The following is an 18,867-nucleotide window of genomic DNA, read 5'->3' on the forward strand; positions in this document are numbered from 1 at the left end:
CGGGCCGGGTCGCGCTCTACTCTGCTCCCGTGCGCATGCCGACCCCGACCCGAGGCCCGGCGCGGCGCCTCCGGGGCGGGGCCGTGGGGGTGCTGACCGGCACTCTCGCGACCGTGGCCCACCTGAGCGCCAACGGTCGCGTCCCCGACCTGGGCGTGGTCGTGCTGCTCGTCGCTCTGCTGAGCTGGGTGGCGTACGCGTTCGCGGGACGGCGGCGCGGCCCGCTCGCCATTCTCTGCCTGGTGGCCGGCGGGCAACTGGGGATGCACGCCTCCCTGACCTTCCTGGCGTGGGAATCGCACTCACGGCATGCCGAAACCCCAGACAGCGGTCTGCTCATGACGGCCGGGCACGCCGTCGCGACCCTCGTGGTGGTCGCGGTGCTGGCCGGTGCCGAGCGCGCGCTGTTCGTGCTCCTGGCGCTGATCGCTTCGGTCCTTCCGCGCCGGTTGGGACCGCGGCCCGCGACAGCGCCGTTGCGGCTCCACGTCCCGGTCGCGGTGCAGTACCCCGCGACCGGGGCGCTCCTGCGGGATGTGCTTTCGCGGCGCGGTCCGCCGGTGTCGTTCGCCTGATCCCCGAAACCCTGCCGAGACGCGTGTCCCGGCAGGGCTCAGCACGCGCGCCGTGACCACTCCGGCGCGTGGTGCGGGCGCACGCCACCCCACCGACGCCTCAGGAGTTCCCCCATGGCAACACAAACCGAACCGACCACCAGTCCACCGCGCGTATCCGACCGGCGCGGGCTGTTCCTCCGGCTCCACTTCTACGCCGGCGTCCTCGTCGGACCGTTCGTGCTCATCGCCGCGCTCACCGGTGTCCTGTACGCCGCGACTCCCCAGCTGGAATCCTGGATCTACGCCGACCAGCTGCGGGCACCCGTCGGGCTGAACCAGGCCTCGCTCGCCGACCAGGTCAAGGCGGCGCAGGCGACCCGTCCCGGCGGTGACCTGGTCGCCGTCCGTCCCGCACCCGAGCCGGGCGACACGACCAGGGTGCTGTTCGCCGAGGAGGGGCTCGGCGAGTCCGAACGGCGAGCGGTCTTCGTCGACCCCGCCACCGCTCAAGTACGCGGCGACCTCGTCGCGTACGGCTCTAGCGGTGCCCTGCCGTTCCGGACCGTCCTCGACCAGTTGCACCGCAACCTGCTGCTCGGCGAACCGGGACGGCTCTACAGCGAACTCGCCGCGTCCTGGCTGTGGGTGGTCGCCTTGGGCGGTCTCGTGCTGTGGGTGAGCCGTCGCCGCGTCCGCCGGAAGGAGAAGGCGGAGAAAGCCGCGAAGACCGAGTCCGCCCGGGGAAAGTCGGTGCGCGGGCACGGGACGATCGGCCTGTGGGTGCTGCTGGGCGCGGTGTTCCTGTCCGCGACGGGACTGACGTGGTCGGCGTACGCGGGAGAGAACGTCTCGGCCCTGCGCGAATCCCTCGGCTGGGCCACCCCCGCGTTGAAGGTGACGGGTACCGACGAGCACGCCGGGCACGCGGGGCACGGCGACGCTCCGGCCGCGCCGTCACCCGCCCGCCCCGAAAGCGTGGACGCGGTGCTGGCCTCGGCCCGGGCCGCCGGGATCGACGCGGCTTCGGTGGAGATCGGACTGCCCACCGAACCCGGATCTCCCTGGCAGGTGGCGGAAATCGAGCGCGGCTGGCCGACACAGGTCGACGCCGTCGCGGTCGACGGGACCACCGGGCAGGTCCTGGGCGAGGTCCGGTTCGACGACTACCCGCTGATGGCGAAGTTCGCCCGCTGGGGGATCGACGCGCATATGGGCGTGCTCTTCGGCTGGCCCAACCAGCTCGCGCTGCTGCTGCTCGGCGCCGGACTGGTCACGCTGGTCGTGCTCGGCTACCGGATGTGGTGGCAGCGCAGGCCGACCCGGGCCACCGGCCTGAAGTTCGGGCGGCCCATCCCACGCGGGCAGTGGCGCAAGGCGCCGCCCGCGCTCGTGGTGGGACTCGTCGTCCTCGCCGCGGCGATCGGCTGGTTCGTACCGCTGTTCGGGATCAGCCTGCTGGCGTTCCTGGTGGTCGATCTGCTGCTGGGCCTGCGATCCCGGGCGAAACCGGAGTCCGCCGACGTCACCGTGTGACCTCGGCGCCGGTGAGGCCGACGCTCGCCGCCCACAACCGGGCGGCGAGCCCGGTGTCGGCCAACCGCCCCCGAACCGGTTCCCGCCGGGGCTCACCACGCAGGCCGAACACGCGGGGCCCGAACATCTCGCCGCCGCGCGCGTCCGGGTCGAGCACGGCCCGGACGGCGGGCCAAGCGCCGGCGTCCTTGCCCTGCAGGAGAAGCCCGGCGGGGAACTTTCGGCCGCCCAGCGCCGGGTGCACCGGCCTCGGCGGCGTCAGGGAGTCGAGCGCGCCGCCCGGATGGTCGACGACGCTCAGCACCGTGCTCCCGGCCGCGCGTAGCCGCCGGTCCAGTTCGAAGGCGAACAGCATCTGCGCCTGCTTGGAGCGCGCGTAGGTGCGCTTGGGCTGGTAGTCCCGTTCGCTCTGTAGATCGTCCAGGTCGAGCTGCGCGGACTTGCCCACGAAGCTGCCCGTGGTGACGACACGGCCGGCCCGTGCCGCTTCGAGCAACGGCATCAGCTGGTCCACCAGCACGAAATGGCCGAGATGGTTGGTCGCGAACGTCAGTTCGTGACCCTCGGCCGTCTCGCGCCTCGGCTGGTTCTCCAAGAGCACGCCCGCGTTGCAGACGACGGCGTCGAGCCGGTCGAATCCTAAGGTGTCCACAGTGGACTGGATCGAGGCGAGCTCGGAAAGGTCGAGCCGCAGGTGCCCGAGCTTCGCGTCCGGGACGCGAGACCGGATCGATGCCATCGCGACGTCGGCCTTGCCGGCGTCCCGGCTGCCGAGAAGCACGGTGGCACCGGTCCCGGCCAGTTGTTCGGCGACGAAGTAGCCGATACCCGCGTTGCCGCCGGTGACCAGGAAGGTCTTGCCTTCGGCGCGAGGCGGGCGGTGGACGTCCCAGTGCTCCATGGTGGCTCCCGGTTCAAAGTCGAAGTCACTTCGAATATACACACGTTCCGACTTCGAAGTCAGTTCGACATCGGGTATCGTGTGCGCATGGGACGAACCGAGCCGGGCAGACGTGAGCGCAAGAAGGCGGCGACCCGCCAGGCCCTGTCGGACGCGGCGCGCGAGCTGTTCCTGGCGCGGGGCTTCGACAACGTCACCGTCGCGGAGATCGCGGACGCCGCGGACACGGCGGTCTCGACGTTGTTCGCGCACTTTCCGGGCGGCAAGGAAGCGCTGATCCTCGGCCACGGTCAGGAACGCGAGGAGGCGCTGGCCGCCGCGGTGCGAAACCGCGCCGAGGGCGTCTCGATCCTGCAGGCCCTGCGGGACTTTCTCGCGACTCGCGGTCCCTTCGACCCGGATCCCGATCCGCTGTCGCGCCGGGTGGCGGAGCTGGTGATCGCCACCCCGGCGTTGCGTGCCTACGCCAGAACCCTTTGGACGGGCTGCGAGGACGGGCTCGCGAACGTCATCGCCGAGCAGACCGGTGAAGACGACTTTTCGGTGCGGCTGCTGGCGCGCTATGTCCTGGAGATCCCGGATCTGGCGGGTACGGAACCCGATCCCGCCGCGGCCCTGGACGCCGCTTTCGTTTTTCTGCGCCGGGGCTGGCCGGGGTTGTGAGCGGCAAGCTTGGGGAAATGAAGGGTCTGTTGCCGATGGTGGCCGACGCGCCGCCCCGTTTTATCCGCCACGCGCCGCGGAAGCGGGTTCTTTCACCCGCCGAACGTGCGCCGCGCCGAGATCCTCCGTCGGGACGTGGTGGGTCTTGGACATGCGTACCTTCCGCGCTCTGTGCCGGGAGATCGAGACGTCCGAGCTGCGCCGGGTCGATCCTGTGCGGCGACAGCATTCCGCGTTTCGTGTTCGGCCGGTTTTGTCGGTGCTCGGTTGTAGCGTGTTTCGCATGGCTGATTCCAAAGCCGCCGTGGTCGCGGCAGTACGGGAAATGACCGATCCGAATCTTCTGAAGGAGATCAATGCCGCGATGAGTTCCTTGGACGACAAGGATTCCCTGCGCGTCGCGCAGGAAGTCGGTGTCGCGCTCGCACGGCTCGAAGCCGTTCGGTACCGGGCGCTGGCGCGATTGAGCGAGTTGCGTGGCGGGGTGCGGAGTGTCGTGCAAGAGGTGGCACTGGAGTTGTCCTTTGTGGACGCCTTCGCGGGATCGCTTGTCGCGACGGGGGTGGCGTTGACGTCACGGTTGCCGCGGACGTTGTCGTTGATGGACCGCGGAAAAGTGAGCGGCTTCAACGCACAGAAGGTCGCCGAGGCGACGGCCTGGTTGTCCGATGAGGACTCTTTGACGGCGGACGCGGCGCTGGAGAAGCGTATACCGGACAAGGACAGTACGCAGGTGCGCAAAGCCGCGAGCTACGCGGCGACGAAGGCCGATCAATCCGGCGCCGACAGGCATGCGGCCGAACGCCGCAAAGGACGCCGACTGTCCGTGGCGCACGGTGAGGCCGGGGTCGCCTCGATCGAGGTGGTGGACGGCCCGGTGGAGAAGGTCACCGCTGCCTATCAGCGGATCAACCAGGAAGCCCGGACGCTGCGGAACCAGGGCGACACGAGGACGTTGGACCAGCTCCGCGCGGATATCGCGCTGGACCTGCTTCTCGGCGGGAAAGGCGTAGCCTCCGAGCGGACGGAGGTGTTCCTGTACATGGACCTCAACACCTACTTGGGGTTGAACCACGATCCCGTGAAGATGGCCGGGCACGGCTACCTTCCGGCCGAGCTGGGCCGTCACATCGCCACCGGACCGAACACCGTGCTGCGGCGTATCATCACCGACCCTTTGAGCGGCCAGGTCAAGGACCTCGGCAGAACCCGGTATCGCCCGGACGCGGCAACGGCGGAGTTCGTCCGCGTGCGAGACCGCGAGTGCCGAAGACCCGGCTGTGACCGGGCCGCCCACGCCTGCGAACTCGACCACTCGGTCCCGTGGCAGTTCCAAGGCGAAACGAACGTGGCTGATCTGGTCACGTACTGCCGTCGCGATCACCGGCTCAAGGACGAACCCGGCTGGATCCATCACCTCGAACCCGACGGGACCTTGAAGATCACCACCCCGACCGGACGGGTCCACGTCAGCGAACCGCCGCCGTTGCACGATCCGCGGCCGGAACCGCCGCCGCTTTGAGGTGCTGCTCGGTATTGCCGAGGTGTTGCCGCGAAACGGCGACGAATGTGGACGGCTGCTGAGCCTCCTGTGCGGCTCGCGGTTGTCTTGGTTGCCGTGAATCGGCGACGGCTTTGTGCTTTTGCTCAGTGCTTCCCGCGCGCCATTGCCCCATGTTGGTACGAGCTGCGGCTCACGGGTGTCGCCACGGAATGGCGACGGTGGAGGGGTGTGATGTGGTAGGGCCGTGGGGGGTTGGCCGGAAGGCTTCGATGGTTTTCTACAGCCTGGCCCGGTTGCCGTAAAACGGCGATGGCGTGTGCTCAGCGCCCGCCCCTTGCCCGTGGCCCATGCCGGTACGACCCGCGGCTCCCGTCCGTAGCCGCAGAACGGCAACCAGTCCGGCCACTCACATCGCCCGCCCGGCCGACATCGAAGACCCCCAACCGCCCCGGTTGCCGTAAAACGGCGACGGACCGCCCAAAGGCCCGCTAGCCGGACCTGCTCAGAAACCGATGGGCAGCCCCGCGTAGTTCTCCGCCAGCCCCGCCCGGCCCGCCTCGCTTCGCGCGAGCCATCGCAGCTGCGAAAGCTGCAACTGCCGGTCGAACGGATCCTCCGACTGGTGCAGCATCGTCGTCATCCACCACGAGAAGTGCGTACACCGCCAAACCCGGCGCAGTGCGGTGTCGGAGTAGGCGTCGGCGAGTGCGCAATTCTTGTCCCGTGAGAAAGCCGCCAGGGCGGGGGCGAGGAGGGCGACGTCGGCGACGGCGAGGTTCAGGCCCTTGGCGCCGGTGGGCGGCACGATATGGGCGGCATCCCCGGCGAGGAAGAGGCGGCCGTGGCGCATCGGTTGCTGCACGAAGCTGCGCATGGGCAGCACGCTCTTGTCGGTGATCGGCCCGGAGGTGAGCGTCCAGCCGTGCTGACCGTGGCCGAGCCGGGTCGCGAGGGCGTCCCAGATCCGGTCGTCGGACCAGGTGCCGATGTCGGTGCCGTTGGGCACCTGCAGGTACAGCCGGCTGACGGTGGCCGAGCGCATCGAATGCATCGCGAAACCGTCGGGATGCCAGGCGTAGATCAACTCGTCGGTCGAGGGGGCGACATCGGCGAGGACACCGAGCCACGAGTACGGGTAGGTGCGCTCCCAGGTCTGCTTCGCGGCTTCGGGGATCGCGGCGCGGCAGGGGCCGAAGGAGCCGTCGCAGCCGACGACGACATCGGCGTCCAGCCTCTGCGGAGTGCCGTCCGGGTCGGTGAAGGTGACGTAGGGGCTGTCGGTTTCGATGTCGTGCACGGCGGTGTCGCTGACCTCGTAGTGGATCCGCTGTCCGGCCGCCGCACGCGCCTTGCCGAGGTCCTTGGTCACCTCGGTCTGCCCGTACACCGTCACGCTGCGCCCGACCAGGTCCACGAAGTCGAGGTGATGCCGCTCTTCCGGCCATTGCAGGTAGATGCCGCGATGCTCGTCGCCCTCGCGGTCGAGCCGTTCGGCGAGCCCGGCCTCGCGGAGAAGATCCACTGTGGACTGTTCGAGGATGCCCGCCCGGATCCGCGCCTCGACGTACTCGCGCGAGCGCGCCTCCACGATCACCGATTCGACTCCCGCCAGGTCGAGCAGATGCGACAGGAGGAGTCCGGCGGGGCCGGCGCCGACGATGGCGACTGGGGTTCGCATGACAGGAGTCTGGGCGTGCCGCGGGCGAACTTCTAGCGATCGCTTCCACTCAGTGAAAGTCGCAGGCTTCGGCCGATGCCGGCGGCCGCCACCTGGAGCGCGGAGATCAGCCGCGCGCGGCCTCGGCGCAGATCGGGGACGACCAGGCCGAGCGCGGCGACGACGTCGTCAGCCGCGGAGGGCCGGATCGGGACGGCGACCGAACACGCTCCCTGGCTCATCTCCTCGACGGTTTGGGCGTAGCCCTCCCGGCGGACGCGCCGCAGCTGTTCGCGCAACCGGCCGGGCTGCGTGACGGTGTACGGCGTGACGCGGGTCAGTGATTCGAGCACCTGACGCTGGACGTCTTCCGGGGCCCAGGCCAGCAGTACTTTCCCGACACCGGTGGCGTGCAGCGGCAAGCGCCCGCCGATCCGGCTGACCACGGGCACGGACGCGTTCCCGGAAAGCCGGTCGAGGTAGAGCACCTGGCCGCCGTCGCGTTCGGCGAGGTGCACGGTGGCCCCGGTCGCGCCGTAGAGATCCTGCAGGAACGGGGCGGCGACCTGCCGGAGCTCGAAGTGGACGGGGGCGAGCAGACCGAGATCCCAGATCCGCCTGCCGACGGTGTAGCGGTCTTCGCGTCGCTCCAACGCGCCCAGGCCCACGAGTTCGCGGGCGAGGCGGTGCGCCGTGGGCAGCGGCAGGGTGGCGCGCCCCGCGAGTTCGGTCAGCGACAGCTCGCGATGGTCGACGTCGAAGGCGCCGAGCAGGGCGAACACCCGCGACGTGACGCTCGCTCCCGGCGAGGAAAGGTTCCCGGACACCCCGCCATCTTCTCACTGAGTGGAATCACGGCACCAGGATCAGCCCGGCCCACAGTCCGGCGACGGCGAGCACGATCGACGCCGGAACGGTGAGGAGCCCGAGCCGGGTGAACTCGCCCAGTCGGGGCCGGGCGTCGTGCCGGTGCAGGATCCGTCGCCACAGCAACGTGGCGAGCGAGCCGACGTAGGTGAGGTTCGGCCCGAGGTTGACCCCGATCAGCACGGCCAGCACCACCGGCGTCCCGCCCGCGGTGGCGAGCGGAAGCAGCACGAGCACGGCGGGCAGGTTGTTGATCAGGTTGGCGAGTACGGCCGCCACCGCGGCGGCGCCGAGCAGGGCCGGGAACGTGCCGGAGGTCGGCACCACGTGACCGAGCGCCTCGGCCAGCCCGTTGTCGACGACGGCGCGGACCACGATCGCCAAAGCGAGCACGAAGGCCAGGAACGGGATGTTCGCCGATCGCACGATCGCGGCGGGCGAGGTCCGCCGCTGCGCGAGAGCACGGCAGGCCAGCACGGCGGCACCGGCGAACGCGGCCCACGCGGGACTGACGTCCAGCAGCGACGTGACGACGAACCCGGCCAGTGTCAGGCCGAGGACGACCAGGACGAAGGCCGGGACCTTGCGGGCCGGGACCGCGTTCCCGCCACGCGGCCGGGCCGCCAGGTCGGCGGCGAAGAACCGGCGGAACACCAGATACTCCGTGAGCACCGCCGCGAGCCAGGGCAAGGTCATCAGCGCGGTGAACCGGAGGAACGAGATCCCGGTGGCGGCGACGGCGAGCAGATTGGTCAGATTGGACACCGGCAGCAGCAACGAAGCCGAATTCGCCAGATGTGCGCAGGCGTAGGCGTGCGGTTTGGCCCGCGCGCCCATGCGCGCGGCGGTGGCGAACACGACGGGGGTCAGCAGCACGACGGTGGCGTCCAGGCTGAGCACCACGGTGACCGCCGCGGCGACGGCGAACACCGCGACCAGCAACCGCCGCGGCTGTCCGCGGCCGAACCGGGCCATCACCGTCCCGGCCGCCTGGAACAGACCTTCGTCGTCACACAGCTTGGCCAGCACGAGCACCGCGGCGAGGAACCCGACCACGGGGGCCAACCTGGCGAACTCGTCGACGGCGACGGGGAACGAGATCACCCCGGCCAGCAGGACGATCCCCGCCGCGGGGACGGCGGCGACGGCCTCGGGCAGGCCACGAGGCCGGATCACCGCGAAGGCCAGGACGACCAGCAAGAGCGCGATGGACACCAGCTCGCCGGTGATGCCGGTCAGGGCGAACCTCCTCGATGCGGAGCGATACCCCGGCAATCTAGCCTGGGTAGGCTGGCCGTCCGGACGCCGCCGTAAGGAAAAGGGGCTTGGTGCGCGAGACGAACTGGGCGGGAAATCAGACCTTCACCGCGGAACGGATTCTTCGCCCTCGGACCGTCGAACAGGTCCAGGAAGCCGTCGCCGCGGCGACGGCGGTCAAGGCCCTGGGCAGCAGGCATTGCTTCAACGACATCGCGGACTGCCCGGGCGGCGTCCAGATCGACCTCGCCGGGCTCGATCCGGTGACCGAATTGGACAGCGACGCGGCGACCATCACGGTTCCGGCGGCGGCGCGCTACGGCGACATCGCGGAGCGGGTGCACGCGGCCGGATTCGCGCTGGCCAACCTCGCCTCGCTCCCGCACTGCACGGTGGCCGGCACCGTCGCGACGGCGACGCACGGTTCGGGGCGGCGGAACCAGGGCCTCGCGTCGGCCGTGTCCGGTTTGGAGCTGGTCACCGCCGATGGCGAGGTGAAGACCTACACCCACCACGACGGCGTGGTCGTCGGCCTCGGCGCGCTGGGCGTGGTGACCCGGCTGACCCTCGACCTGGTGCCGGCCTTCGATCTGCGGCAGGACGTCTTCGACGGCTTGCCGTGGGCATCCGCGTACGAGCACTTCGAGGAGATCCAGGCCGCGGGCTACAGCGTCAGCCTGTTCACGAACTGGGCCCGCGACACGATCGACCAGGTCTGGGTCAAGGGGCCGGGGCGGCCGGGCGCGGACTTCTTCGGCGCGAAGGCCGCGGACGGGCCGCGTCATCCGGCACACGCCGCCGGGATCCCGGCGGACAACTGCACGCGGCAGCTCGGCGTGCCGGGGCCGTGGCACGAACGGATCCCGCATTTCCGGCTGGACTTCACGCCCAGTGTCGGCAACGAACTGCAGACCGAGTACTTCGTCCCGATCCGGCACGCCGAAGCCGCGATGGAGACGATGCGCGGCCTCGGACACCGGCTCGCGCCCCTGCTGCTCACCTCCGAGATCCGCATGATCGCCGCGGACGAGCTGTGGCTCAGCCCGTTCCACGGCGGCGACAGGCTGGCGCTGCACTTCACCTGGCAGCCGGAGCCGGACGCGGTCCGCGCGCTGCTTCCCGTCATGGAGGAACGCTTGGCGCCCTTCGACGTCCGGCCGCACTGGGGGAAGCTCTTCGACCAGGCCGCGGACTACCCGAGGCTGGGCGATTTCCGGGAGCTGGCCGACGAACTGGACCCCGGCGGCAAGTTCCGAAGCCCGTTCGTCCGACGGCACGTCTTCGGCGAGCGTTAATCCGATTGCGACCAAGCGGCGACGGGCAGGGAAAGATACACGCCGACGTCGTCGAGCCCGGTCGCCGATTCGATGCTCGTGCGCAGCAGGTCCACCCGTTCTTGACGGTTGTCCGCCCGGCTCGGGAACCACTTGGACCGGACCTCGACCAGGAGATCCAACCCGAAGCGGTCGAACGGGCCAGGCCGCCGGAAGCGCAGCTCGACGTCGCCGGGTTGGAGATCGCCGTCGTAGGGCTCCTCGGGGCACTCCACCGCGACGGAAACGAGATGCGGCAGAACCGAGCCCAGCTCACGCAACTTGGCTTCGGGAAGATGAGGCGCGTAGGTGATTTCCACGAGTGGCACGAAGTCGAGCCTAGCCCCATGGGGCTGATATCCTCACGGGAGTTGCTTGCTCGCGCGGGAAGATCCCCGGCCGCTGCACTGGAGCCGCACGTTTCTCCCGAGGAGCCTTCATGTCTCTTCCTCTCGCCCGTCGTATGGACGGCGTCACCAGTTCCCCCGTGCGCGATCTGCTCGCGCTCACCACCCGTCCCGGCGTGATCTCCTTCGCCGGTGGCATTCCCGCCCCCGAACTGTTCGATGTGGACGGCCTCCGCGCGGCCTTCGATCGGGCGTTGACCGACGGGTCCGTGTTGCAGTACTCGCCGACCGAGGGAAACGCGCGCCTGCGCGAACTTCTGGCCGGACGGCTGGCCGAACGCGGGCTCGCGACCACTGTGGACGATCTGCTGGTGACCACCGGTTCGCAGCAGGGCCTGCAGTTGCTGAGCACCGCGTTGCTCGACCCCGGCGCCGTCGTGCTGGTGGAAGAGCCGGTGTACCTGTCGGCCCTGCAGTGCTTCCAGCTCGCCGAGGCCCGGATCGTGCCCGTTCCCGGCGACGGGGAGGGGATCGACCCGGCGGCACTGGACGAGATCGCGGCCAGGGAACGGCCTTCGCTGCTGTACCTCGTCCCGACCTTCTCCAATCCGTCCGGCCGCACGGTCAGCCCGGCGCGCCGCCGCGCGCTCGCGGCCGTGATCGCGCGTCACGGCTGCTGGCTCGTCGAGGACGATCCGTACCACGAACTGCGCTACCGCGGTGAACGCGAAGAACCGCTGTCGGTGCGGCCGGAACTCGCCGGACGCTCGATCTACCTCGGCAGCTTCTCGAAGGTGATCGCGCCCGGCATGCGGCTGGGCTGGCTTCGCGCGCCGCGGGAACTCCTGCGCCGGATCGCGATCCTCAAACAGGCGAGCGACCTGCACACCTCCACCATCGACCAGGCGGCCGCGGCCGAATACCTGGCGGCCGCGGATCTCGACGCGCACGTGCGGCGGTTGTGCGCCACCTACCGCGTCCGCCGGGACGCCATGCTGGCCGAACTGCCCGGGATCACCCCGCCGGGGACCACCTGGACCGACCCCGACGGCGGGATGTTCGTGTGGGTCACCTTGCCCGACGGCAAGGACACCGACCTGCTGCTTCCCGAGGCGCTGCGGCACGACGTCGCCTTCGTGCCCGGCTCGGCGTTCCAGGTGGGGGAGCCGGATCGGTCGGCGCTGCGGCTCTCGTTCGCCGCGCACGCCCCGGAGACGATCGCGGAAGGGCTGCGGAGGCTGGCCAAGGCGCTGTCGGCGGACGCGGCCTGAGCGCTTTGCGGATCCCGGCTCAGCAGACTGTCGTCCGAGCCCGGAAGGTGCGGCGGTAGCTGTCCGGCGGCACACCGACGGCCTGGTTGAAATGCCGTCGCAAGGTCGCGGCCGTGCCCATGCCGGTGGCTTCCGCGATCATGTCGACGCTGTCGTCGGTCCGCTCCAGTAGTTCCTGCGCGCGGCGGATGCGCTGGGTCAGCAGCCAGCGCAGCGGTGTCGTCCCGGTCGCCGACCGGAAGTGCCGCGCCAGATTGCGCGAACTCATGTTGGCGCGGCGGGCGAGGTCTTCGACGGTCAGCGGCCGGTCCAGCCGTTCGGTCACCCAGGGGAGCAGATCTCCGAGCGGATGATCGTCCTGGTCCGGCACCGGCGCGGTGACGAACTGGGCCTGTCCGCCCGCGCGATGCGGTGGGACGACCAGGCGGCGGGCGATGGTGTTGGCGATCGCCGAACCGTGGTCGGAGCGGACCAGGTGCAGGCACAGGTCCATCGCCGCGGCCTTGCCCGCCGAGGTGAGCACGCTGCCGTTGTCGACGTAGAGGACGTCCGGATCGACCTCCACCAGGGGATGGCGGGTGGCGAGTACGTCGGTGTGCGCCCAGTGCGTCGTCGCGCGGCGGCCGTCGAGAAGACCCGCGGCGGCCAGCACGAACGCGCCCGTGCACAGGGAAGCCACCCGCGCGCCTGCTTCGTGGGCGGCGCGGACCGCGTCGACGAGATCGGCGGGCGGGTCGACGTCGATGTCGGCCCAGCCGGGGACGATGACGGTGTCGGCGCGCGCGAGCTGATCGAGCCCGTGGTCCGGTTCGAGGAGGAACCGGCCGACCTTGACCGCGGCCGAACCGCAGACGGTGAGTTCGTACCAGGAGCCGGTGAAGCCCGGCAGGCCCGTGCCGAAGACCTCGTTGGCGATGGACAGCTCGAACTGCAGCATCCCGTCCGTGGCGGCGAGGGCGACCGTGCTCATGTCCGAAAGTGTACGCATGATGGCGTTCCGGACACTGTCGACCGGCGTTCACCGTCGACAGGATGGTCCACAGTGGATCAACCGAGGGCAGGAGAACCTTATGGGTACGGGATACGACGTCGCGGTGTTCGGGGCTTACGGGCACACCGGGCGGTTCGTGGTGGCGGAGTTGCGCGAGCGGGGAATCGGCGTGCTGGCGGTGGGCCGGGACGAAGCCAAACTGCGGGACCTGCCTTGGCCCGGCCTCGAGATCCGGCAGGCCTCGGTCCACGACCCGGTCTCACTCGACCGCGCGCTCGAAGGCGCGGACGCGGTGATCAACGCCGCCGGTCCGTTCGCCGACACCGCCGCTCCGGTGATCGAAGCGGCGCTGCGGGCGGGGCTGCCGTATCTGGACGTGGCCGCGGAACTCGAAGCGAACATCGACACGTTCGCCCGGTTCGGCGATCGTGCCGAGGGGGCGACGGTGATCCCCGCGATGGCGTTCTTCGGCGGCCTCGGCGATCTGATGGTCACCGCCGCGATGGGCGACTGGACGTCGGCCGACGAAGCGCATATCGCCTACGCGCTCAGCAGCTGGCACCCGACGGCCGGAACCCGCGCGGCGAGCAAGGTCTCCCGGGAGCGGCGGAACGGGCAGCGGCTCCGGTTCTCCGGCGGACGGATCGAGCGCCGGGACGACGCGCCGCCGACCTTGGACTGGGATTTCCCCGCGCCGCTCGGTACCCGGGCGGTACTCGGCGAGTTCACCATGGCCGACGTCGTCACCGTGCCGAGTCACCTGTCGGTTCCCGAGGTGTGCACGTACATGACGGTGAACGCGGCAAGGGACGTGCTGGCACCCGAAACCCCGGCGCCGCCCGCGGACGGCCCGTCTTCGCAGACCTTCGTGGTCGACGTCGTCGTGCGGTCCGGTGGCGAGGAACGGCGGATCGTCGCTCGCGGCCAGGACATCTACGCGATCACGGCGCCGTTGGTGGTGGAGGCGGCCCAGCGGGTGCTCGACGGCCGGGCCAAGGCGACCGGCGTCGTGTCGGCCGGCGAGGTCTTCGACGCGGCCGATTTCCTGGCGGCGCTGGCGCCGCGGGTCACGGTGGAAACCGTGAAGTGACCTACCGGTCCGTGGCTACATGAGGGCGGGGACCAGAGCGGCATAGGCACCACCGCCGACCATGAGCCCGACGAGCGTCCCGACCGAGACCTCGGCCGTGGTGTGGTCCTCGAGTTCGACGCGGGACCAGCAGACCCAGCCCACGCCGATGAGCAGAAAGGCGAACCACGGGTCGTAGACCTGGACGAGGATGGCGACGGCGCCGGCGGCGACGGCCGCGTGCATGCTCACCTTGAACTTGAGCCCGAAGGTGATGGCCACCGCGACGATCAGGGAGACGAGTTCGGCGGCCGCGAGGGCGACCAGTTCGCGGGGCGCGTCGCCGACGAGGAGGATGGTGAAGCCGACGGCGAGGAAACCGATGCAGGCGGCGAACGGGATCACGCGTCCGGCCCGGTCGGTGACGTGGTGGCTGTCCCAGCGGCCCTTCCTGGCGCCGCGGACGATGACCGCCATGGGCAGGATCGAGCCGAAGACGCCGGTGATCAGCCCCCACAGCAGCGTTTCGCCGACGTGGTGCGACGTGACTCGCCAGGCGACGGCGAGCGGGAGGAGGAGTACCCACACCCAGGGGGCGAGCACTTCGGTGGCGACGCGGGCTGATCGCTGCCGGGTGCTCGCGGAGGTGGTTTCGGCAGGCGACGACATGGGGGCGGCTGCTCCTTCGTGACGGTCCGGCTAATCGCGGGCAGGCGAGTGTGTCATCCGCCGGCCGGGATGCGGCAAGCGCACCGGCGGAACCGGCCCTGGCCGGTACTCGAAATGCCACCACTCGTTGTCGTAGATCCGGTAGAGCGCGAAGCGGGCACCGTGGTCCTCCAGCCACTGCGCGCCTTCGCGCGGCCGGATGTCCAGCGCCGTGCCCCGGACGTGCGCCGAATCCTTCACCGGCAGGACCTGCCGCGGGGTCGTCCGTTGCGCCGTGAGCTCGGCGACGAACAGGCGATGCTGCTCGGCGGCGTCGCGGTGTCCCGAGGTGAGGCCGATCAGCGTGCGGTGCCGCCAGAACGCCTCGGTCCTGGCGGCGGTGAACGCGGCCAGGGTGCCGCCGGTGAGCCCGGCGAGGTTCTCGGTCGGGAAGCGCAACGACAGCGCCCATCCGCAGGCGAGACGGCGGGCGTGGCCGGGGGAGCGCAACCACGCCGGGATCAGCAGCAGTACCGCGAGGACACGGGTGATCGCCGCGAGAACGAATTCCTTCATGCCGTCCACGGTCGCCGCCGCTTGTCCGGCGCCGATCGCGACCACGTGCGCGGACGCCGACGAATATGTCACCGTTCCGCACGGTTCACGCCGTGACGAAACGATGACATCGCGCGGACGTTCCGCGGAAACCGGGCGGGCATGATGGTCCGTCATGGACGAGCTGATTCCGTCCGGCGCTGGAATAGTCGTCGGCATGCCCAGGGTGCTGCTCATCGAAGACGACGAGGCCGTGCGAAACGGGCTGAGCATGGCGTTGGGCGGCCGCGGTCTCACGGTCGAGGCGGTGGCCACCGGCGAGGAGGGCCTGGCCATGCTCGCGTCGCGGACGACGGACGTCGTCGTGCTCGACCTGATGCTGCCCGGACTCGACGGGTTCGAGGTCTGCCGCCGTATCCGGGCCGCGGGCGATCTGCCGATCATCATGCTCACCGCGCGCAACGACGACATCGACGTGGTGGCCGGGCTCGCCGCCGGTGCGGACGACTACGTGGTCAAACCCGCCAGGGCGCAGGTGATCGAGGCGCGGATCCGCGCGGTGCTGCGCCGCAGCGGGCAGCCCTCCCGCCCGGTGGGGCCCGGGATCGAGCAGCACGGCGACCTCGGCATCGACCGCGCCGGGCTGAGCGTGACCAAGGGCGGTGAGCCCGTCGGCCTCGCGCCGACCGAACTGAGGCTGCTGCTGGAACTGTCCCAGGTCACCGGCCGGGTGCTCAGCCGCCAATACCTGCTGGAAAGCGTGTGGGAGCACGGCTATTTCGGCGACTCCCGCGTCGTCGACGCCTGTGTGCAGCGATTGCGGGCGAAGATCGAGGACGACTCGTCCGCGCCGGTGTACGTCCAGACGGTCCGAGGGTTCGGCTACCGGTTCGGTCCCCTGTGAAGCTCTGGGGTCTGCGTACCCGGCTGCTGCTGGCGTTCAGCCTGCTGGTCGTGATCACCGCCGCGACGGTCGCCGGCGTCGTCTATGCCCTGTCCCGCACCACGATCCTCCAGCAGACGCAGGATTCCACCGCCCGCGTCCTGGTCGACAAGGCGGCCGCGCTGTACCCGCTCGGGCCGCTGCCGCCGAGTGACGGGACGCTGAGCCGGATCAGCGGTGAACTGTCCGACCGGAACCTCAGTTCCCTGGTCTTCTACGCGGACAAGGCGAGCGGGAACGAACAGCTTCGATCCTTGATCACGCCCGAACTTCGCGAACACGTCCAGGCGGGACATGTGGCCTGGCAACGAGTCGTCGCGGAGGGCGCGCCGATGCTGGTGGTGGGGACCAGGTTCACCATCGCCCTCCCGAACGGGCAGCGACAGACGTCGGGGATCGAGGCCTATATCGCGCGGAGCATGATCCCCGAGGAACAGAGTATCGGGGAACTCGCCACCCGGGCTTGGCTGATCGGCGGGTTGGCGCTCGTTTTCGCCATCGGACTCGCGCTGTTGGCCGCGCGCGGCGTGCTGCGACCGGTGCGGGAACTGGGAGACGCGGCGCACCGGTTGGGCGAGGGCGATCTGCGCACGCGGATCAGTGTCCGTGGCTCCGACGAACTGGCCGGGGTCGCGCGAACGTTCAACGAGATGGCCGAGGCGTTGCAAAGTCACGTCGGCGAGCTGAAACGGATGGAAGCCGACGCGCGGCGGTTCGTCGCCGACGTCTCCCACGAACTGCGCACCCCGCTGGCCGCGCTGACCGCCGTCGCGGACGTGCTGGAGCAGGAGGCGCCGCGGCTCTCCGGGGACGCCGGCCGCGCGGTGCGGCTGAGCATCGACGAGACGCACCATCTGACCCGGCTGGTGAACGACCTCATCGAGGTTTCCCGGTTCGACGCCGGGGCGGCCTCACTCGCGCTGGAGGAAACCGATGTGGCCGAGGTGATCACGGCGAGCCTGCGTGTCCGCGGCTGGGCGGGCGAGGTGGATGCGGAGTTGCCCACCGGGATCTTCGCCAGGCTGGATCCACGGCGGCTCGACGTCATCGTGGCGAATCTGGTCGGAAACGCGTTGCGGCACGGGGAAAAGCCCGTCTCGCTCCGCCTCGCCGAAGCAGGGGAGTGGTGCACGCTGGAGGTGGCGGATCGCGGACCCGGTCTGGCGCCCGAAGTGCTGCCCCACGTGTTCGACCGGTTCTACAAGGCGGATTCGGCCAGGAAGCGGTCCGGCGGCAGTGGCCTCGGTCTCGCGATCGCCTGGGAGAACGCCCGCCTGCACGGTGGAACCCTGAGCGCCGCGAACGGCACGGACGGCGGCGCGGTGTTCACGGTGCGCCTGCCCCGTCAGGTGGTGACGGCGTGAAGAGGACTTGGCTCACCCTGCCGATCGCCCTGTCCTTCCTCGCCTGGGCGCTTACCGGCTGCGGCGTCCGGCCCAGTGGCGTGATCCTCGGAGGACCCGCCCCGGAGGGCCAGGCCACTTTGATCCCCGGGGCCCCCGTTCCGTCCCGTCCCGCCACGGAGCTGGTGCTCTACTTCGTCTTCGGTGGGGAACCGGTGCGGGTGGTGCGCCCACACGCCGAAGACGACGGCCCGGGGCACGCGATCGAGCTGCTCGCCGCCGGACCGGACGACAACGAACGTGGACGGGGCTACGCCACCGAGGTCCCGCCTGGCACCGCGGTTCTCGGCCAGGCCGTGGAGCCGGGCGGGATCACGGTGAACCTCTCGGTCGGGGTCGCCGGGCTGTCGGCTCGCGCCGTCGACCAGATCGTGTGCACCGCCAGGGATTCGCTCGGCGGCAACGCGCGGATCACCTTGCGCGGCGGCGGAACCGCCCGTGGTCCGCTGTCCTGCCCGTTGCCCGGCTAGAAGTGGTCCGAATCACCGGTGTCGGTCCCTCGCATTGTCTGGACCGTCCGGCTAGCTTAGGCAAGGCTAAGCAAATCGGATGGGTGGTGGTGGCGTGGAAGGCATCGAGGGCAAGGTCGCGCTCGTCACCGGAGGCGCGCGCGGGATCGGGGCCGCCGTCGTGGACGGGCTCGCCGAAGCGGGCGCGATCGTGGCGGCGGTGGACCTGGTGGAAGGCCCTTCCCGGGACAGGGTGACCTCGTACGTCGCGGACGTCGGGGAGCCGGCGGCCGTCGCGCGCGTGGTCGACGAGGTCGAACGCGAACTAGGGCCGATCGGGATCGGAGCGTCGGTCGCGGGAGTGCTGAAGCCGGGTTCGGTGTGCGAGACCAGTGACGAAGACTGGGCGGCGACCTTCGCGGTCAACTCCACCGGCGTGTTCACCGTGCTCCGTGAGATTTCCCGCCGTATGCTGCCCCGCCGGAGTGGTGTGCTGGTGACGGTGGGGTCGAACGCCGCGGGTGTCCCGAGGACCGGGATGGCCGCCTACGCCGCTTCGAAGGCCGCGGCGACGATGCTGACCCGCTGTCTGGGACTGGAACTCGCCGGTTCGGGCATCCGGTGCAACATCGTCTCGCCCGGCTCGACCGACACCGACATGCAACGTCTACTGTGGACGGACGAGAGCGGCCGGGACCATGTCATAGCGGGAAATCCGGAGCAATACCGGGTGGGCATACCGCTGGGCCGGATAGCCGATCCCGCCGATATCGCCGACGCCGTCCTGTTTCTGGCCTCCGATCGCGCGCGGCACATCACGATGCAGAACCTTTACGTCGACGGTGGTGCCACGCTTAGAGGGTGATCTCGATGAGGCAACAAGGACTTCTCGGTTCCCTGCGATTAGGTTAGGCTAACCGAAGCGCGTCTGGGGAGTGG

The 18,867-nt window shown here is 70.2% G+C and carries 19 protein-coding genes; 11 read left to right on the forward strand and 8 right to left on the reverse strand.

Translation table 11 applies throughout. The features are described 5' to 3' along the window. Window positions 1-35 precede the first annotated feature (35 nt). The gene (locus tag AVL48_RS00395) at window positions 36-575 is read left to right on the forward strand and encodes a hypothetical protein (protein ID WP_244162466.1); all 540 of its coding nucleotides are present in this window, start codon (window positions 36-38) and stop codon (window positions 573-575) included. A gap of 114 nt (window positions 576-689) precedes the next feature. Beyond that, window positions 690-2,090, forward strand: coding sequence for a PepSY-associated TM helix domain-containing protein (locus tag AVL48_RS00400; protein ID WP_061983024.1), 1,401 nt, complete (start codon window positions 690-692; stop codon window positions 2,088-2,090). On the opposite strand, the gene AVL48_RS00405 is transcribed toward AVL48_RS00400, so the two are convergent. Then, entirely contained in the window at window positions 2,080-2,991 is a 912-nt protein-coding gene (locus AVL48_RS00405) for an SDR family NAD(P)-dependent oxidoreductase (protein ID WP_061983023.1), read from the reverse strand. The genes AVL48_RS00400 and AVL48_RS00405 overlap by 11 nt on opposite strands. 87 nt (window positions 2,992-3,078) lie before the next feature. On the opposite strand from AVL48_RS00405, the gene AVL48_RS00410 reads away from it, so the two are divergent. Continuing rightward, the gene (locus tag AVL48_RS00410; protein WP_061983022.1) at window positions 3,079-3,654 is read left to right on the forward strand and encodes a TetR/AcrR family transcriptional regulator; all 576 of its coding nucleotides are present in this window, start codon (window positions 3,079-3,081) and stop codon (window positions 3,652-3,654) included. Window positions 3,655-4,018: 364 nt separating this feature from the next. Next, on the forward strand, window positions 4,019-5,176 hold the full coding sequence (locus AVL48_RS00415) for an HNH endonuclease signature motif containing protein (RefSeq protein ID WP_061983104.1): 1,158 nt from the start codon (window positions 4,019-4,021) through the stop codon (window positions 5,174-5,176). A gap of 484 nt (window positions 5,177-5,660) precedes the next feature. On the opposite strand, the gene AVL48_RS00420 is transcribed toward AVL48_RS00415, so the two are convergent. From AVL48_RS00420 to AVL48_RS00430, 3 genes are read right to left on the reverse strand one after another with little or no spacing between them, the layout of a single operon-like run. Beyond that, window positions 5,661-6,836 carry a 4-hydroxybenzoate 3-monooxygenase gene (locus AVL48_RS00420; RefSeq protein ID WP_061983021.1) on the reverse strand — a complete coding sequence of 392 codons (1,176 nt, stop codon included), beginning with the start codon at window positions 6,834-6,836 and terminating at the stop codon, window positions 5,661-5,663. Window positions 6,837-6,868: 32 nt separating this feature from the next. Next, the gene (locus AVL48_RS00425; RefSeq protein WP_061983020.1) at window positions 6,869-7,642 is read right to left on the reverse strand and encodes an IclR family transcriptional regulator; all 774 of its coding nucleotides are present in this window, start codon (window positions 7,640-7,642) and stop codon (window positions 6,869-6,871) included. A gap of 25 nt (window positions 7,643-7,667) precedes the next feature. Beyond that, entirely contained in the window at window positions 7,668-8,900 is a 1,233-nt protein-coding gene (locus tag AVL48_RS00430; protein WP_177242355.1) for an SLC13 family permease, read from the reverse strand. Between the two features lie 110 nt (window positions 8,901-9,010). On the opposite strand from AVL48_RS00430, the gene AVL48_RS00435 reads away from it, so the two are divergent. Then, window positions 9,011-10,234, forward strand: a complete 1,224-nt coding sequence (locus AVL48_RS00435) for an FAD-binding protein (RefSeq protein ID WP_061983019.1) — start codon at window positions 9,011-9,013, stop codon at window positions 10,232-10,234. Here the strand turns inward: AVL48_RS00435 and AVL48_RS00440 are convergent. After that, window positions 10,231-10,581 carry a hypothetical protein gene (locus AVL48_RS00440; protein WP_061983018.1) on the reverse strand — a complete coding sequence of 117 codons (351 nt, stop codon included), beginning with the start codon at window positions 10,579-10,581 and terminating at the stop codon, window positions 10,231-10,233. The genes AVL48_RS00435 and AVL48_RS00440 overlap by 4 nt on opposite strands. Window positions 10,582-10,691: 110 nt before the next feature. On the opposite strand from AVL48_RS00440, the gene AVL48_RS00445 reads away from it, so the two are divergent. Next, window positions 10,692-11,870, forward strand: coding sequence for an aminotransferase-like domain-containing protein (locus AVL48_RS00445; protein ID WP_061983017.1), 1,179 nt, complete (start codon window positions 10,692-10,694; stop codon window positions 11,868-11,870). 19 nt (window positions 11,871-11,889) lie between these two features. Here the strand turns inward: AVL48_RS00445 and AVL48_RS00450 are convergent, their stop codons facing one another. Beyond that, window positions 11,890-12,840: a helix-turn-helix domain-containing protein gene (locus AVL48_RS00450; protein WP_061983016.1), complete on the reverse strand. Its 951-nt coding sequence runs from the start codon at window positions 12,838-12,840 to the stop codon at window positions 11,890-11,892. A 100-nt stretch (window positions 12,841-12,940) separates the two neighbouring features. Here AVL48_RS00450 and AVL48_RS00455 point away from each other — a divergent pair, with 100 nt between their 5' ends. Further along, the gene (locus AVL48_RS00455) at window positions 12,941-13,951 is read left to right on the forward strand and encodes a saccharopine dehydrogenase family protein (protein ID WP_061983015.1); all 1,011 of its coding nucleotides are present in this window, start codon (window positions 12,941-12,943) and stop codon (window positions 13,949-13,951) included. A gap of 15 nt (window positions 13,952-13,966) precedes the next feature. Here the strand turns inward: AVL48_RS00455 and AVL48_RS00460 are convergent, their stop codons facing one another. Together AVL48_RS00460 and AVL48_RS00465 are read right to left on the reverse strand one after the other, a co-directional pair. Then, window positions 13,967-14,599 (reverse strand): phosphatase PAP2 family protein, encoded by a 633-nt coding sequence (locus AVL48_RS00460; protein WP_061983014.1) that lies wholly within the window; start codon window positions 14,597-14,599, stop codon window positions 13,967-13,969. A gap of 30 nt (window positions 14,600-14,629) precedes the next feature. Beyond that, on the reverse strand, window positions 14,630-15,154 hold the full coding sequence (locus AVL48_RS00465; protein ID WP_061983102.1) for a M15 family metallopeptidase domain-containing protein: 525 nt from the start codon (window positions 15,152-15,154) through the stop codon (window positions 14,630-14,632). Between the two features lie 154 nt (window positions 15,155-15,308). On the opposite strand from AVL48_RS00465, the gene AVL48_RS00470 reads away from it, so the two are divergent. The 4 genes from AVL48_RS00470 to dhbA all read left to right on the forward strand — a co-directional run bounded on the left by AVL48_RS00470 (window position 15,309) and on the right by dhbA (window position 18,793). After that, window positions 15,309-16,037: a response regulator transcription factor gene (locus AVL48_RS00470; RefSeq protein WP_061983013.1), complete on the forward strand. Its 729-nt coding sequence runs from the start codon at window positions 15,309-15,311 to the stop codon at window positions 16,035-16,037. After that, on the forward strand, window positions 16,034-17,440 hold the full coding sequence (locus AVL48_RS00475; RefSeq protein ID WP_061983012.1) for an ATP-binding protein: 1,407 nt from the start codon (window positions 16,034-16,036) through the stop codon (window positions 17,438-17,440). Before AVL48_RS00470 ends, AVL48_RS00475 begins: the two co-directional genes overlap by 4 nt. Continuing rightward, window positions 17,437-17,949 carry a GerMN domain-containing protein gene (locus tag AVL48_RS00480; protein WP_061983011.1) on the forward strand — a complete coding sequence of 171 codons (513 nt, stop codon included), beginning with the start codon at window positions 17,437-17,439 and terminating at the stop codon, window positions 17,947-17,949. Before AVL48_RS00475 ends, AVL48_RS00480 begins: the two co-directional genes overlap by 4 nt. A gap of 94 nt (window positions 17,950-18,043) precedes the next feature. After that, window positions 18,044-18,793, forward strand: coding sequence for a 2,3-dihydro-2,3-dihydroxybenzoate dehydrogenase (dhbA, locus tag AVL48_RS00485; RefSeq protein WP_082857497.1), 750 nt, complete (start codon window positions 18,044-18,046; stop codon window positions 18,791-18,793). The last annotated feature ends 74 nt before the right edge of the window (window positions 18,794-18,867 follow it).

The sequence above is a fragment of the Amycolatopsis regifaucium genome (assembly GCF_001613935.1).
GTDB classification, from domain to species: domain Bacteria; phylum Actinomycetota; class Actinomycetes; order Mycobacteriales; family Pseudonocardiaceae; genus Amycolatopsis; species Amycolatopsis regifaucium.